This is a genomic window from Paenibacillus foliorum (genome assembly GCF_013141765.1).
In the GTDB taxonomy this organism is placed as follows: domain Bacteria; phylum Bacillota; class Bacilli; order Paenibacillales; family NBRC-103111; genus Paenibacillus_S; species Paenibacillus_S foliorum.
In genome coordinates, this window is record NZ_WHOD01000056.1 from 121705 (window position 1) to 138889 (window position 17185).

A 17185-nucleotide genomic window follows, 5' to 3' on the forward strand; every position below is an offset into this window, starting at 1 on the left:
TCCCAGATTACTCCGGCAAGCCAAAGTCGCCCTTGATGGCTTGATTGTCCTCGCCGATACGCGGTGCCCCTTTGAGCGACTTGAATCTTTCCCCATTAATTCGGATCGGGCACCGGGTTGTTTTTAAGGCGGTCTCACCAGGACGGCTGACCTCCAAAATCATATCCAACACTTTAAACCCTTCATGGTTCAACAATTGATCCCATTGATAGACTTCCGCAGACCAATAATCGGCGGGCTCCAGGACGCTGAGCCACTCCTCCGTTGTTTTCTTCTTCAAATGGGCAGCCAGCAGCCTCTTGATTTCATCCCTGCGGGTAAACCATTCCTTCGAGTCCGTAAATGCAGCTACCTCCGGGCATTCCAGCAGTTCCCCCAGCCGGATCACCGACCCCATCGCGAGCGCAATGTATCCGTCATCCGTTTCATAAATACCGTATGGTGCCCCTAAATAAGCGTGCGCATTATTGATCGAGCTTCGCGCCGGCTGCTCACCGCCGTCATTGAGGAACGTCGTTAACACCTCAAACTGAAAGTCAAGGATCGATTCAAGCAGGCTGACTTCGACAAGACCTCCTTTTCCGGTAATCCCCCTGCGAACAAGACAAGCCAGAATTCCTTGGACCAGATGGGCGCCGGTTAGAATATCCGCTACCGCCAACGCAAAAGGCACCGGAGGCTGATCGCTGTTGCCGTTCAACCATGTCAACCCTGACAAGGACTGTACGAGTAAATCTTGACCGGGCTTCCCCTTCCATGGGCCTTCTTTACCGTAGCCCGTCACACTCGCGTAGACGATCCGGGGATTCAACTGCTGTACGCTCTCATAATCCAGCCCCAGCTTCTCCATAGTGCCCGGGCGAAAGTTCTCAATCAGAACGTCCGCGTTGGCAATTAGCTTCTTAACCGTCTCTAAGTCGCCGGTATTCTTCAGATCAGCGGAGAAGCTTTCCTTGTTGCGGTTGATGGTTTGAAACAAGGCGCTTTCCCCGTTCAGCTCCAAGTTGTTCAGAATCAGCTGACGACATAGATCGCCGGTACCCGGCCTTTCGATCTTAATGACCCTTGCCCCCAAATCCGCCAGACGTAAACCTGCTGACGGTCCGGACAAAAACTGGCAAAACTCTAGAACCACAAGTCCTTCTAAAGGCTTCACTATGCATTCCCTCTTTTCGATTCACCGTATAGACGATTCATTTGCTCAAGCACCCGGTCGGCATTCCCGCCACGCATCATATAATCACGTACGAAATCACCGGCATGATCCTGAAAATCCAAATACCCACTGTAACGGGGGCGCATATAAGCTCTATCCAATGCCGGAAGCGTGTTCTTGAAGTAATCTCCGTTTCTGCGGTTCACTTCGCTGTCTTCCCAGGCTCCACGATAGCCGGGTTGGCCTCCACTTTCCGTGTACAATGTTTTCTGGCAGCCAGGGCTTGCCGCGTAGATCGCATACTGCAGTGCTGTATCGACATGTTGGCAACGGACGGATATGGCAAGCCCTGTACCTCCTAGAGTACTTCGCAGCTTGTCATAGGAACCAATTCTGACCATATCGTCGAATTTCAGAATGTTCTTCGCGTATCCGGGTCTGGAATAATTGGAGTATCCATAGGCAAACGGACAATAGGCAAGATCATCACGGCTGGTCATCGCTTCGTAAACCTTGATCGGGTTCCAGTCGAACATTTCCTTCGTGCAATAGCCGGCCAGTTCTCTAAGCTGCTCCAATGTGCGCAGCCCCGCCTCCCGGGAAACCACGATATCCTCTTGCTGGCAAGGGTCTTCTCCCTGCGTGCTGCACAGCATATAGAAATTCATTAACGAGTCGATCGGGATTCCGGGGAATGCCACCAACCCGCGCTTGGCTAGCGTCAGTAAATCATCCCATGTCCTGGGGACCGCTTCTTCAAACCTTTCCAGCAAATCCGGCCGGAAGGAAGCTACAGGCGTTGCCGCATCAATCGCCAGCGCGCTCTGATATCCGTCGAAATTATAGCTTTCATGAGACTTGCCTACGCTATGCGCGGCTTGATCGGCCAAGTAGCCAACTGGCAAATGCTGCTCTAGTGGAACTAAAATTTGTTTATCCGCAGCAAAGCCCGCCCATGGATGATCGATGACAAGAAGGTCGTATTTCTCCGCCAAATACTGAATCGGTTCGTCGGCAAATTCCTGCAGGGAACGTTTCTCCCAACTGATCTCCACCTCCGTATTCATTTCCGAAAATCTTTGAGACGTTGCCACCATGGGAAGAAACCCACGGCTGTGGTTCCAAGTAATTCCTTTTAACTTAATACTCATACCTTTAGCCTCCTATTTATAATAATCGATCTATTAAACATTGGTACTGTGGTACTACCACTAATATAAAATGAATGCGGTGGTTAAAAAGTTACGTTAGGCTACCAGGCAGCATCGAATTTCGAATTCAATCTTACCTCTTGCCAACGATTCTTTTTAATCCACGCGCTTTAACAAACTGACTCCGATTTACTTGCTGGAGGTGCGATAGTCCTGCGGAGTAATACCAAAATGCTTTTTAAACACTTTGATAAAATAATTAGGATTTTGATAGCCGACTTCAATGGCAACCTCGTAAATCTTTCTTGTACTGGTTTTCAAGAGATGGGCGGATTGCTCCATTTTTAATCGGTATATATAATCGCTTAAATTTTCGCCGGTCTCCAGCTTGTAAATGCGGGATAAATAAGCGGGATGCATTTGCAAGCTTTCCGAGATTGCCTGCAAAGATACATCTACGGTTAGATTAGCTTGAACGAACTTTTGGGTTTGTTGGACGGCCGACTCCCGGGCGTTTTTCGTTTCACTGTTCGTATAGATTTGCAGCCGTTCCATAACGTTCCAAATCCATGCACGAAGCGACTGGACCGTGCGGCACGGGGCCAATTCTTTACCACGGGCGTATTCATTTCCAATAAGCTCCCCCAGCATTTTCCCGTTCTTATGAGCAATAAAGGAGAATGACGCGAATATTGAGAAAAAAGCTTCGGTAAGGTGCTCCGAAGATTCCGGCCAAAACAGCTCCAGCTCTTCCAAAATCGATTCCAGTTTTTGCTGGACCATCCCCCAATTTCCCGCATCCATTAGATGGACCAGCATCGGGGGCTCATACAGGCGGTACAGTATATTCATATCCGCGCTCTCCGATTCGTCAGCGGTATAAACCGGAAGGTCCTTCTCATCGCCGAATCGTTTTCTGAATATAGAGAGCGAATTATAATAAAGTTTGGTCAGGTCATCTGGGAACATACCCCACTGGCTGATCAATACGGATATTCTACCTTTCAAGAAATGCTGGACGTTTAATTGCAATTCGTTGGCTAGCCTTTCCAGCTGATACTTGAGCTCGCCTTTGCTTTTCTCAGCCATTAATCCTTTTAGCTTATCGTTGGGTGTAATCAAGATGATCAAATAGTCATGTACATCTTTACAAAGCCATAAATGAAAAAATTCCTCGAAGGTTTCCGTAGCCAAATTGCCAATGGCAAATTCCATCAATGACATTTCAAACGGATCGTAATCGGCGAATTGCTCTTTAAAGCGAATAAGCAGTAAAACGAATTCTTCTTGAAAGCCGTTGGGAATTTCCAACAGCCTCATTTTTTCCGTCAGTTTAACGGGAGAAATCCGCTTACCCTGCAGCATATCTTGAAGAAGCTCGCCTCTCAGCCTCGGCAGATGGTCGCGTAGAGCTTGCATTGCACGTTGATAGGTCTCATTCGTTTCTAGTTCCTTGCGGATCAATTCGACCACAGACTTCACCCTTGATAAAATCTCTTCATCGCTGACAGGCTTGAGCAAATAATCGCTAATTTGGTTTTGAATCGCCTTTTGGGCATATTCAAACTCCGCAAAGCCCGTAAGCAGGATACACTTGGTTTTCTTCCAGTTCAATTGAATTTGTTCAATTAGCTGCAAGCCGTCCATCCCCGGCATACAAATATCAGTAATAACTATATCAATGGCATTCGTCTTCAATATATCCAGCGCTTCCGTAGCAGAATATGCTTTATGAACCTTGTCAATCCCCACTTCCTGCCAAGGCAGTGCACTGGCCAATGCCTCCACCACGTTCATTTCATCGTCTACAAGCAATAATTGAAGCATGCCTACACCCCTCTTCTTGCAGAAATGTGTTAATCTTCCCACCTGATTTCAACACGGATACCGCCTTGCGGAGAATGTGAAAACACGAGCCCGGAGCTTTTGTTGAATTGGTATAAAAGCCGTTGATGTACATTCCATAGTCCGCAGCTCATTTCTTCTTCCATAGGAAGCGCTACCCGCTGCTGCAGCTCCGTTAGCCTTTCATCGGACATCCCGCTCCCGTTATCATCAATGATGATCCTGTTTCCGGTTTCCGACCGTCTTCCTTCTATTGTAATAATACCGTAATGCTCCACTTTTCCTATTCCATGAACAATCGCATTTTCTACAATAGGCTGGATCATCAGCCGGGGGATTTCAAGCTGGGCCATCGATTCTGGAATGTCGATTTCATAATGAAACCGCTCTATCCGCAAATTTTGGATGTTCAAATAATTTTGAACCATTTTCATCTCGTCTTCCAGGGTTGTCATTGTATTTTCCAGCTTGGTGATGTAGCGGTAGTAGTCTCCTAAATTCAACACCATTGCAGTAGCAGCCTGTTTATCTCCGACGGCAATCATATTTTTTATGAAAAACAAACAATTATACAAAAAGTGGGGATTGATCTGCGATTGCAAGTGCTTCAGCTTTGCTTCGCGAAAGCGGATATTTTCCATATATACTTTCTCCACCAGCTCTTGGATTTGTCCCGCCATCTCATTAAAGCGCAAAAAAAGATAATCAAACTCGTTGTTCGGGTTATAATGCAGCCTCATCGCATATTGGCCGGACCTGATTCCATGTACTCCCCGCAGCAGCCATTTTATTGGAATTTGCACTTGCTTATAAAGCAGAAGCGCTACCACTATGCTCATGATCAGAAGCAGCCCTATCGAGAAATAAAATAAATTCCGGCTCTTGACGATCGGCGATAAAATTTGCTGAAGCGGCACAAAATCAACCAGATAAAATCCTAGGTTCTTCGACTTCACATAATCAACCAAATATTTCTCGTGGTTCAGCTCGACGATAAGATGACCTAGCGGCTCCAAATGCTCGTTGTCCAAATGTGCAACCAATTCGCGTACTAACGTCGAGTCCGATACCGTATTCATGATAGGTTCGACACCCGGGTAATAAAGAAAGGGGGTACCCTTTCCAACCTGTTCGAAGTCGCTTAACATATTGATTAAATTTTGTTGAAAAAACCTCACTTCGATAATAGCGTCGGCATCCTCAGGATCCTTATAAGAGATCAAAGGACTCACCATAAATTTAGCAAAATAGGAATCCCCCGAATCCTGCGGATGGTACTCCCAATACGTTTTCAAATTTTTACGCAAAAAATCCGGATCATACACACCGTTATAATCGTTTGAAACCGCTTGCTTCATTTTCGGAAAATAAATCGTTAAGCGGTTGGACCAGCTGCTAGTGGCGCTTAGCAAATTTAATTTCCCAACGATCGATTCCTGTAATCTCAGCTGCTCGAACGTCGACTTTTGATTCGTAGAGTCGAGCAATTCTTTAATGCTCTGGTCCTTGCTTACTATTATAGAAGTAATGGACAGCTGATTCACTACATTATCCATTTGCGAGGTAAAGAATGATAAGCGATTTAAGTTTGAATTCTGTATTTCGTCCTCAACGACAGTTACGGATACCTGATTGGAATAGCTGTACAAGATAACAATAGGGATTAGCAAAACGATGATGAATACCATTATTTTTTTGAAAATGTTCAGCTTTAAGCGCATGACTGTGTGCCCCCGTCTCCTGATGTTCCTTTGGTAAGGATAGTGTATATTAATTTCACTGACAGGGGTACTCTTTTATGCGCCATAACCTGGATTAGCCTTTGACCGCTCCTGCCGACAAGCCGCTCACCACATATTTCTGCGTAAGCAAGGCCATGATCAGTACAGGCATAATGATAATGCAAGCCGCCGCCATCAACCCTCCCCAATTAATGCTGGAGGACGAAATGAAATTAAACACGGCAATCGGCAATGTTTTCGTTTTCTCCCCGGAGAGAATTAGAGAGAACATGAAATTGTTCCATGAGAAAATAAACGCAAGCAAACCGGATGTCACAATACCCGGAAGGGATATCGGCAGCACAATCGCAGCAAAGGCTCGAATTTTGGAGCTTCCGTCAATCCATGAGGATTCTTCAACCTCCATAGGAAACGATTCAAAGAACGGAATCATGATCCACATAATAAGAGGCAGCCCAATCACCATATGACTGAGGATAAGGACAGTAATAGTGTCTACGAGGTGGAGTTGGGTGAACAAAATATACCACGGCACCAAGTAGGAAATTCCGGGAATGATTTTGGCAATCAGAATGACTGTTGCGAAAGCATGCAGACGGTAACGAGCAATCGCATATGCTGCCGGCAAGCCCAGTAATAAGGCTACGAGGGTTGAACCAAGCGCTACCAAGAAACTGTTCCATAAATAAAGAACATAATCGTTCTGCTCGAACACTTCAACGTAATTTTTGAAGGTCGGCTTAAAAATGAACATGTGATCCGTCGAAAGGACCTGCACTTGTGTTTTAAAGGAGGCCAGCAGCATCCATATAAAAGGAAACGTAAAAAACAGCAGCACTATCAGAGTTAATAAGGAATAAAAAGCACTTGGCAACCATTTGGTCTTCATTGCGCAGCCTCCATTCTCTTCTTGACCATGACGAGAATTAGGACGAAAACCATGATAATCATGAAAAAGAGCATAAGCAGTGCAGAGGCTGATCCCAGCTTCAAATATTGAAAGGCCTGCGTGTAGACCATTATGTTCAATGTCTCCGATGCAAAGTTAGGTCCGCCTTGGGTCGTTGAATAGATCGTATCGAACGTTTTCAACAAATCGACGGTCCTTAAGATGACGGCAATCAGTATTGTAGGCTTGAGCAACGGCAGCGTGATATGGAAAAACTTCTGAATAGAAGTGGCTCCATCTACGTCTGCTGATTCATACGGCTCCGATGGCAGCGTGGTTAAGCCTGCCATGACGAGCAGCGCAATCATCGGTGTCCACTGCCAAACGTCAATGATGATGAGGGAAGGAATTACTCCGTCCACAGAACCTAGCCAAGAGTATGTTTTTAAACCTAAGCCTCTCAGCATTTGGTTAGCCAACCCGATAGAAGGCTCATAAATAAGCAGCCATACCAGTCCTATTGCCACAGGAGTAGCGACCATCGGAAGCATAAGAAATGACTTGACCCATTTACTCCCGATAAAACTGCGCGAGAACAAAACAGCAATGGCAACACCCAGAACAGTTTCAATAACAATCGACGGAACCGAATGATACAGGGTACGAAGGATAGAGCCCCAAAACCTTGGATCCGCTAATAATACGGAGTAATTCTCCAGTCCTACCCATTTAGGAGCAGTAACTGCAGACATGCTCCATTCATAGAAGCTGATCCGGACCGTATAGGCAATCGGGAAAGCAACTACAAGTAAAACAAACAGGGCTGCCGGCAAAGTAAATATCCATTTCAAATTCCGATCCATCCATCCATAACTCACAAACAACCGCTCCTTCCTGATGTATTCGGCAAATCAAGGGACGACGCCCTTTGATTTGCCGTCCTTGTTGAATTAATTATTTGGTCTTATCTTTGTCGATAATCGTCTGAAACTCTTCATTAGCTTTATCTGCAGCTGCTTTGATGTCCTCGCCCAGTACGGCTTTTACAACAACGGCTCCAACTGCATCCCGCGCTTCACCTACGCTGATTACTTCCGGTACGTTGTGGCCAACGCCGATTTTCATTGTCTCTTGAATAGCAACTGCAAGGTCCGCAGGGAAGGTTTCAACACCTTCTTTTTGAGCCCACACAGAATTACGCGGGCCTGGAACTCCGCTTCTCTGCGTCTTTAACACAGTTTCCTTGCTGGTCGCCCATTTAATGAATTCCCATGAGGCATCTTTATTCGCTGATTTGGAATTGATCGCAAGTGCCCAGGCCGCTATACTGTAAGGCTTAGCTCCTGCACTTCCTGCGGGAAACGTGGCAAACCCGATTTTGTCTTTAACCAATGATTTCTCCGGATCGGTCGTATTTTTATATACCGAAGCGGTCTCCGTGTAGAAGGCAGCCTTACCTTGAGCAAATATTCCCGCTGCCTGCGGCCACGACATGTTCAGAACGCCTTGAGGTCCATAATTTTTAATCAAATTGGCATACTGTTGAAAGCCTTTGATCGCTTCAGGCGTATTGACGGCCGCTTTGCCATCCTTCATAAAATCTCCGCCCTCAGAGAACACGTAGGAGGCTACCGCCGTTACCAAGGCGTTTCTTTGCCCCCGGCCTACAAAACCGTAGAACTCTTTGCCCGGATCATGCAGCTTCTTGGCAGCCGCCTCTAACTCGGCCATCGTTTTCGGAACCGCAATTCCGTTCTTTTCCAAGATGTCTTTTCTGTAATAGAGGACAAATTGATCCGTATAAACCGGTATGGATGTTATTTTGTTGTCAATCGTGCTTGCTTCAATAGAGGATTTCGCAAAATCGGCAAAATCATATTTCGGATCTTTATTGACATAATCGTTCAACGGTGTTGTCCAACCATTTTTGTGATAAAGAATCTTATCCATATAAGGGCGGTACATGAAAATATCCGGGTCGGCTGCGCCCGAGGCAATTTGAACAGCGAGCTTTTGTGACAACTGGTCTTCACCGATCAATTGAAAATCAACCTTCATCCCGGATGCTGCCTCAAATTCTTTCAGCGAAGCTTTGATTGTATCGCTCCAAGGATGATTTAAAGCAAAAACAGTGACTTTCTTTCCTGCAAACGGCTGTGCAGATTTTGTATCCGCTTTCGCGGGATCGGTGCTTGCACCAGTGTTTGTGCTTGCTTGTCCACCGCACGCTGCCATTGTACCGACTAATCCAACAGTCAGCAATGCTGCAACACTTCTCTTTACATGCTTATACATATGAAACCTCCCTATACTAGCAATAGTTGGACTAACATCATTTCAATTTCTATCATAAAGAGAAACGGTAACGGTTTATATGGTAAATATTAAAGAATTCTGTATCTTTTTTTTACTTTTCGCATTTACTTAGTTATTTCACACGGAATTTCTCAAAGCAGCCGGGAATAATCTCCGTCGAGGCGCCGGGCATTTGAGGCAGCACATAACAGCCTTCCTTCACGGTGGCGGGCTCTATGAAAATATCCCGAATCCACGGAATATATTCAAGCATAATTGCATTCTGGGTAGAAGCAACCAGATGCTGATGTATTTGCCCCATCTCCCCGACATGAGGGACGATTGGAAGATCGTAGGAAGCTGCTAATCCCGCTACCTGCAGCCATTCCGTAATCCCACCCACCCGGGTAACGTCAACTTGCACATATTCTACAGCGCCTTGATGGATGTAATCGCGGAATGCATATTTAGAATAGACATGCTCCCCCAATGCAATCGGCACGTTTAATGCGTCCGCCAGCTTCTTATGCCCAAGAATATCATCGGGATTAAGAGGTTCTTCAAGCCAATACAAATCGAATTCCTCCAGCTTCTTACCCCATGTCATCGCCGTATTGATATTCCACATTTGGTTGACATCGATCATCAAAGTAATGTCGTCGCCAATCGCTTTTCTGACCGCCTTCACCCTATCGTAATCCTCGCGCGAATCCGGTTTGCCTACTTTCATCTTGACCCCCGTAAATCCTTGCTCGACAAAGGAGGTAATGTCCTTCAGCAACCGCTCCTTTGGCCAATTGAGCCAACCGCCATTAGTGTTGTAGGCTTTGATCTTCTTCGATTTATGGCCACCCAAATATTGCCATAGCGGTTTATTCGCAGCCTTGGACATGATATCCCAAAGTGCAATGTCCACTGCTGCCAGTGCCATATGAGTAATGCCGGCGCGCCCGATCCAGTGCATTTTGCCGAAGCGCAGCTCGTCCCATATCTCTTTTACCATAAACGGATCTTTCCCTAATAAAACGGGGGCATAGTAACGGTCTATAGTGTCGGCTATCATTTCATCGCCATTGGCGCATGTGCCTGTAAAGCCGTAGCCCGTTATTCCCTCGTCCGTGAATATTCTAACTCCGGGCAGCCCCCAATGAGTCGGTGCGTTGATGGCATCCGTAATAGGCGGGTTCAAAGGAATATGCAGGATAAAGCTTTCTACTTTTGTGATCTTCATCGTTATCTCTCCTCGTGGTTTGCTTTTTTAGATTAAGTATTTAGTCTTTTTGAGCTGCTGCCGATAACAATTAAGTCGTAGCCCTCACCTCCTTTCATGGTTTTAGAAATATCATATATCGTGTATGATTAATCACAAAAAAGGAAAGCCTCATGAAAATAAATTTTCGTTCTTTCCAATGAATTTTGTAGATGAAGACGTAATGCCCGGGAGGCTTCCTGCACATTCCCTTGCATCAGGTGATGTAAAATTTGAGCGTTCTCCTCCCACTCCAGCTGACTGTGATCAATATTCATATTTTTTTGCAAAAAGACAAGGTAGCTTTGAATTCGTTCAATAAAACCGCAGACTACATTTTGCAGCATATCATTACCGCAATATTGTAGGGTTACACCGTGAAGAAGCTCGTTCATTTCAAAGACATACTGCAAAAATTCGCTATCGCTGACAGGCTTAACTTTGGAGAACGAATCCATCCTCTCTTTGATTTGAAGCAGTTCCTGCTCTGGAATGAGTGTGGCCGCTTTTTCAACCACAAGGGTTTCCAGGTGAATGCAAAGCTCGAACAATTCATTCAAATCTTTAAGCGACATGGGGGTCACGAACATGCCTTAATAAGGGATCATACCCACGAAACCTTCAGAAGAAAGTCTGGATAGCGCTTCTCTAATCGGTATATTGCTTACCTCCAAATCACGAGCAAGCTTATCAATGTTCACCTTCTCGCCTGCCCGCCTGAACAACCACACAATGCAATGCTTAGAACTAATGATACGCGGAAACCGAGGTCGCTTTATATAGTAATAATTTAAGAAATACCTATCTTTTTTTTACTTTAAGAGGTTGTTCAAAAAGCCCTCCTTTTGATCACGAAGTTTCCCAGGAAGCTTACTCGGCGTCGAATCTTGCATTCACCATCGAAAACCGTGCTGAAAAGCTGACTTATTGAACTCTCACTTTAAACTATAAAACCGCCCTTTTATTCAGAATAAATCCTGAAAGGGCGGTGGTTGTGATCTGTATGAATTCATCAATTTCCGGTGCTTTTCGCGTTTACTGGCTTAGCTTGTATAACACGCAGCCATGGGACGGTACTACAGCCTCAACCCTACCTATCACAGCGGGCAGGTACTTTTGCTCCCATAAATCCCTTAGCTCCATGCTCCCCGTCAGCTCTAGTAAATCAAGGTCAACGGATACCGAGATTTCTTCACTTCCAAGGTTGAATAGAGCGAGGTAGACGTCACCGCCCTCATCCTTAGCCGTCCAGGCTACCCGATCCCCATCGCGAAATAGTTGGCGGTTCCAGTAGCTGTGACTCAATATTCGCAGCACTTCTTCATTGGTCAGCAAGGATAACGTCCATTCATCATTGTCCGGCATATGGCCTCCAAACATAAGCGGAGAGCGGAACATACACCATAGCGTCATCATGGTGCGCTGTTCGTCCTTGGTGAAGCGCGTAAGCCGGTTACCCGCATTCCGTTCCCGCGAACGAATAGCCAAATGGCCGAGCGGAAGCATATCTGCATCCGGCCAATGCCCGAGTCCCACATAAGGCGCCCAGCTGTGACACTTGTCAAACATGACGATGAGATCCTTCCAATCGTCCCAGTAATCATCCGTCATCCGCCACATGTTGGCATGCTTGCGGAGGTGATCGCCTTCTTCAACTGGAGCAGGTCCCGGCGAGAGACTCAGCACGATATCTCGGCCGCATTGGCCGATAGCCTTATGCACGAGCTCTACCTCTCCCTTGTGATAACCGTACAGCTTGGATTGTGCAATGTCATCAACCTTAATGAAATCGACGCCCCATTCGGCATATAGGTTAAATAGCGAATTGTAGTACTCCTGTGCCCCCGGCTTGTTCGGGTTTACGCCGTACATATCTGTATTCCACGGACAGATCGAATTGGTATGGGCTATTTTTCTAGCTGTCACCGCTGAGCCGAGTACTTGCGTATCGCTATGAACAGCTTGCCTCGGAATCCCCCTCATGATGTGCATACCGAATTTCAAGCCTTGACTATGGACGTAATCGGCCAACGGTTTAAAGCCCTTCCCCTCTGCTGCTGAAGGAAATCGCTTCACCGAGGGAAGCAACCGCCCATATTCATCCATCTCCAATGGAACGAAAGGACGGTAGTGCGATGATTCTGCATCAGGCTCATACCATTGAATATCGACGATGATATATTCCCAACCGTATGGCTTTAGATGAGCAGCCATATAATCGGTATTGGCGATGACCTCCGCCTCCGTCACGCTGGTTCCAAAGCAATCCCAGCTGTTCCAGCCCATTGGAGGAGTTTTGGCTATAATGGCAGACATAAGATAGTTCCTCCTCATTCAGTCAATTTAAATATTCAATAAACCAACAAGAAAACATCCAGCTAATTCCATCCGACAAGCTTATTTGTCTGTTTAGCTCGATAAGCTACCGCTAATTGATTCAGTTTCGGCCATTTCTAAACAAATGAGAAGAATAGCTTGAGGTATTCCTGCTAGTCTTCTCCCATGCGAGGTCTACTAAGATTAATCAGGCAAACGGTTAGCAGCGGCATAATAGTGTGGGCTCGACCCATCGGCAAACCGTACTGCCATTTCTGCCTCCTGCAAGTCATTGCCAACCAAGAACAAACCACTTGCAACCACATCATCCAGCAGTAGAAATGTACCCGTTCCCGGCTCTGCTTTCGAATTTTGAACGGATATGCCGTCCGCATGCTTAAGCTCGATAGCCGTACCACCTGTTATGGCCGGTCCACCTCGGAATTCACTCAATGATAATTGCTCGAGGTGTTCCCCATACAACGCATTGGACCAATGCTTGTTTAGTGGGCTCTGCCACTCGATGTCGATGTCCTTCAGCGTGATACGCTTCCCGTAACGGCAGAAGACCGCTGGAATATGATGATGAAAAACCCCGCGGTAGGATGGATTCGAATCGAACACGCCACCCGGATATCCACTCTCATCACGCATCTTCAGCTTCAAACCATGAATCGAGATGCCTTCGATGATACTCTCCTCTGAGCCTTCCAAATAAACGGCATTTTCTGCTTCGGCTAGTATATGCTCAAACCGGATGTTACGGATAATCCCGGGAAAGCCATGCTCGCGTCTGCGCTCCGCCGTTACGAAGATTGCTTCACCTTTGCCCCACCATTTACGTTTGCGCTGCTGCTCGAATTCGTCGCTAAATAGCCGCGTCTGAACAATGATATTGGAAAATAATATATTTTCGATTGTACCGCCGTTTCTGGCCCAAACGCCCATTCCCCGATTCGAGTAACGGATCACACAGTTTTGAAACACAACATTCCGAATATCGGCGAACGTTTCTGTTCCTATCTTTAAAGCGCAGGATCTTGAAATCATCGTACAATTAGTAACCGTAATATTTTCGCAGGCTCCATATGTAGCGGCCCCATGTTTCGTTGTCTTCAACACAATGCAGTCATCCCCGGCTTCAATGTGGCAATCCGAGATATGTACATCCGAGCAGCTATCCGGATCGATGCCATCATTGTTAGGACCGCGCAATTGACCAAGAATCTTAATTCCCTGCACATTAACCCGACGGCATCCGGTCATGTGAAGACACCAGGACGAAGCTCGGAATAGGGTAACATCCCGGAATAGCACATCCGTACAGCCTTCTAAATCCACAAGCTTCGGACGAAAATCTTGCAGCGGCAGTAGCACGTGATCGCCTTGACCATCATCCGCCTGCAAAAATCTCTCTCCTTGGCCATCAATAGTTCCTGGACCCGTCACTGACACACAGCTGGCATGACGCGCACTAATTAAGCCGCAGGTTCCCACATTGGGGTCGGGGGTAAAGTGCTTCTCATCCATACTGCTGATAATTCTACCCATCGCCTCCAAATGAAGGTTCACATTCGATTTCAGCATGATCGTGCCTGATAAATAATTGCCCTTCGGTACAATTACCGTCCCGCCTCCTTGCTCAGTGCAAGAGTCGATTGCTGCTTGTATAGCTCGAGTGTCCAGTACAATTCCATCCCCAACCGCACCAAAATCTTTAATGTTAATAGCGCTCATAACAATCCCCTTTCAATATATAACAGCGTACTAAGTTGCCGGATTCCTGTCGACAATCCCAATAGCATCTATCAATGGGAATAATCATCGGGGCAGACCTTATAATCATTACAGCGCAAAAAAAGCCGCCCTTTTCAATTAATATTGAAAGGGCAGCTGACATGATGGCTCATACAGTTCATGCGATTAACGCCATTCACGTGGTTCACTCGATTCACTCGGTGCACGCTGCTCAAGCATTTCACGCGCGGTTCACGCAGCTTCATGCCGTACACGTAGTTCACTCTGTTTCATTCGTATCACGTGTATTTATTCATTACCGGTGCTTTTCACGATACTGACCAGGCGTCATATCTTCCAGCTTGCGGAAATACCTGATAAAATTTTGTGAATTATGGTATTGGAGCCTTTCAGCAATTTCGTTAATCTTCATATCCGTCTCAACCAGCCATTGCTTTGCTACGGACAGTCTATATTTCGATAGGTAGTCGCTGAAATTACTACCGGTCTCCTTGCGGAATACCGTCTTTATATAATTGGGATGGTAATTCAACCTGGATGCGCACAGCTCTAAAGTAAGCTCGCTTTCAAACTCCTTATGAATCATGTCCAGCATCCGTTCGGATATTTTCTTATTCTGACTTTCCCAGCGTTGGTGCAGCGCGGCCATCATCGGTTCGATAACATCATGGAAGATCCATTCTTCGATCTCTTCGGCCGTCTTTAGCTCAAGCAGATGCTCGTTAATAGGTTTACCGGATGCCTGGAGTGAATTCATGGTCTCCCCTGCTTCCTGCCATTCCCGAATTAAATCGATTAACAGCCTCGTCATAGCCATCTGAAAATCATAGTAACGTGGATAATCGCCCAACACTTTTTGAATAAATTCTTTTAAAATATCCCGCGCTTTATCCCTTTCCTCCATCTTAACCGCTTCGATCAGCTCTTTCTCGAGCCAATCCGGATAGGCCGCGGCAATTCGTGTGTCGGGTAATACGCTGTCAAAAGGCAGAATCACTTGCTCGCCGAAACGCACTCTGTAGGTTAAAGCTTCCAGACTTTGCTTATAGGCATGTGGCGTATCATTGATATCTGTATAGAGACGGCTGATGCCGATGCTGATCTTGAGGTTTAGCAGCTCCCGGATTGTTGCTTGAATACGTTCGGCAAACCGATATAAGTCATTCCCATAATCATTGCCTTCTTCTATTCCGCTGCGGCATATGGTTACTTGATTATTCACCATAACAACAGGCTCCAAACGTTGTGTTGCAGGAATCAGCTCCCCCACAATATTGTTAACGGCAAACATCAATAAATCAAAATCACCCTCGGTGTATCTTGTATTCTCTATGGTATCGATCTGGACTGTCATAACGCCGAACTGAGCAGGCTCTGAATCATAAGAGAACTGCATCCAACGCTCCCGCGTTTCTCCAGGTCGGATTTCCCCTTGCAGAAGCCTGCGAATAAAGAAGGCCTCCAGCTGCTTGGAATGCTTGCGCAGCTGATCACGCAGCTCCGTCTGAGAACTTCGCAGCGAATGAATATGATCTCCGATAAATTGAAGCTCATCCTTGATGTGACCGTCATTGGACGATTGATCGCTGACAGCAAAGGACAGTATACGTTGAATCGGTGAATACATACGTTTGGATCCCGCCCAGGACAGGAAGAAGATTACTAAGAAAACTCCAAGCGACACATACAGAGTATACCAGCCTATAGCTCGAGAATCCTTGGTGATATCGCTTACAGAGGAGAAGGATAAATACTTCCAACCGTTGTATTCAGAGCTGAGGTACATGACACCGATCGTCTCATTATGTGTCTTAAACGTTAAGTAACCTCTATCCTTGTTATCGGATTTATTAATGCTTTCTATGGCGTGGTTCAGCTCTTCCGAAGATTGGATTACTCGTCCCTCGGGCTGCGTTAACAACCGGTTATCTCGATCCAGAATGACAGTCTCGCGGTCTGCAGACTCATTGAAAACAAGCTTCTCCAACGAATAGGCAGGAAGCTCGCCAATAATCACCCCGGTGGTATTCGGCGAGTTAAGCGGCAGCTTCTTTATAAGTCTGACACCTGAGGCTGGGTCATGAGATACGCTTTGTGCAGTTGGGCTGTCCTTCTGATCCTGTAAGGTGACACTTGTCCAATAGGAAGCAGCCGAAGATTGAAAGTAGCTCTGGACAGCCTTGCTCATGCTCGAGTCCTCCAGCTTTGAGTAGCCTTGGTTGGATATGATCCATCCATGCTTCAGATTGGCTAGATACACGTTCTTCGCACCCAGCTCGAACGGCTGCATTTTGTTCAGCCCCGCCGTCAGCTCATTTAACATTTCAAAATTACGCTCGGTGATGGACGTTTGAAGTGCTTCCCTTACGAGTGTGGTGCTCACATACTGCGTCATGAGGTTCTCAAATAGCTGCAGCACTTGTTCCACATTCTTTTGTGTTTGCTGCAGAAGTTGCATATTACTATCATTAACCTTCTGCTGAACACTGTCCTTCGCCCGAATAAAAGATAAGGTGCCTAATGTAACCACTGGAACTGTGCCGATAAGGAGACTAAATATGAGGAGTCGTACCAAATACTTGGATGTAAACAGCCTTGACATACGGTCCCCTCCCATACAGTGTGAAAAATAAGCAATATTTATATTGTAGTATATTTAGCACAAAAGCTCAAAAGGTACCCCTTAAGGAATAAAAAAACTGCGGAGGTGGTCCTGAATGACCTCCATGCAGCTTTTTCAAAATTGAGCATGACGATTTCGAGTTCCGTTTCCCCAAACTTTCG

General features: G+C 46.2%; 13 protein-coding genes. All 13 read right to left on the reverse strand.

The window, feature by feature from the left end; genetic code table 11:
- Window positions 1-7: 7 nt before the first annotated feature.
- Window positions 8-1156, reverse strand: coding sequence for a CaiB/BaiF CoA transferase family protein (locus GC093_RS15295; protein ID WP_171652752.1), 1149 nt, complete (start codon window positions 1154-1156; stop codon window positions 8-10).
- Window positions 1156-2307: an extracellular solute-binding protein gene (locus tag GC093_RS15300; RefSeq protein ID WP_171652753.1), complete on the reverse strand. Its 1152-nt coding sequence runs from the start codon at window positions 2305-2307 to the stop codon at window positions 1156-1158. The genes GC093_RS15295 and GC093_RS15300 overlap by 1 nt, the downstream gene beginning before the upstream one ends.
- A gap of 189 nt (window positions 2308-2496) precedes the next feature.
- Entirely contained in the window at window positions 2497-4134 is a 1638-nt protein-coding gene (locus GC093_RS15305) for a response regulator transcription factor (protein WP_171652754.1), read from the reverse strand.
- Between the two features lie 29 nt (window positions 4135-4163).
- Window positions 4164-5873 (reverse strand): sensor histidine kinase, encoded by a 1710-nt coding sequence (locus GC093_RS15310; protein WP_171652755.1) that lies wholly within the window; start codon window positions 5871-5873, stop codon window positions 4164-4166.
- Window positions 5874-5967: 94 nt separating this feature from the next.
- Window positions 5968-6783 (reverse strand): carbohydrate ABC transporter permease, encoded by an 816-nt coding sequence (locus tag GC093_RS15315; protein ID WP_171652756.1) that lies wholly within the window; start codon window positions 6781-6783, stop codon window positions 5968-5970.
- Complete coding sequence (locus GC093_RS15320) at window positions 6780-7646, reverse strand: carbohydrate ABC transporter permease (protein ID WP_216624648.1); 867 nt, start codon at window positions 7644-7646, stop codon at window positions 6780-6782. The genes GC093_RS15315 and GC093_RS15320 overlap by 4 nt, the downstream gene beginning before the upstream one ends.
- Window positions 7647-7737: 91 nt before the next feature.
- Window positions 7738-9078, reverse strand: a complete 1341-nt coding sequence (locus tag GC093_RS15325) for an ABC transporter substrate-binding protein (RefSeq protein WP_171652758.1) — start codon at window positions 9076-9078, stop codon at window positions 7738-7740.
- Between the two features lie 133 nt (window positions 9079-9211).
- Window positions 9212-10309 carry a mandelate racemase/muconate lactonizing enzyme family protein gene (locus GC093_RS15330; protein ID WP_171652759.1) on the reverse strand — a complete coding sequence of 366 codons (1098 nt, stop codon included), beginning with the start codon at window positions 10307-10309 and terminating at the stop codon, window positions 9212-9214.
- A gap of 128 nt (window positions 10310-10437) precedes the next feature.
- Window positions 10438-10902 carry an FCD domain-containing protein gene (locus GC093_RS15335; RefSeq protein ID WP_171652760.1) on the reverse strand — a complete coding sequence of 155 codons (465 nt, stop codon included), beginning with the start codon at window positions 10900-10902 and terminating at the stop codon, window positions 10438-10440.
- 18 nt (window positions 10903-10920) lie between these two features.
- Window positions 10921-11058 carry a GntR family transcriptional regulator gene (locus GC093_RS36420; RefSeq protein ID WP_312886541.1) on the reverse strand — a complete coding sequence of 46 codons (138 nt, stop codon included), beginning with the start codon at window positions 11056-11058 and terminating at the stop codon, window positions 10921-10923.
- 304 nt (window positions 11059-11362) lie between these two features.
- A complete protein-coding gene (locus tag GC093_RS15345; protein ID WP_171652762.1) occupies window positions 11363-12643 on the reverse strand; it encodes a glycoside hydrolase family 27 protein in 1281 nt (426 codons plus the stop codon).
- 204 nt (window positions 12644-12847) lie between these two features.
- Window positions 12848-14380 carry a glycoside hydrolase family 28 protein gene (locus tag GC093_RS15350; protein ID WP_171652763.1) on the reverse strand — a complete coding sequence of 511 codons (1533 nt, stop codon included), beginning with the start codon at window positions 14378-14380 and terminating at the stop codon, window positions 12848-12850.
- A 316-nt stretch (window positions 14381-14696) separates the two neighbouring features.
- On the reverse strand, window positions 14697-17003 hold the full coding sequence (locus GC093_RS15355; protein ID WP_171652764.1) for a helix-turn-helix domain-containing protein: 2307 nt from the start codon (window positions 17001-17003) through the stop codon (window positions 14697-14699).
- Window positions 17004-17185 lie beyond the last annotated feature (182 nt).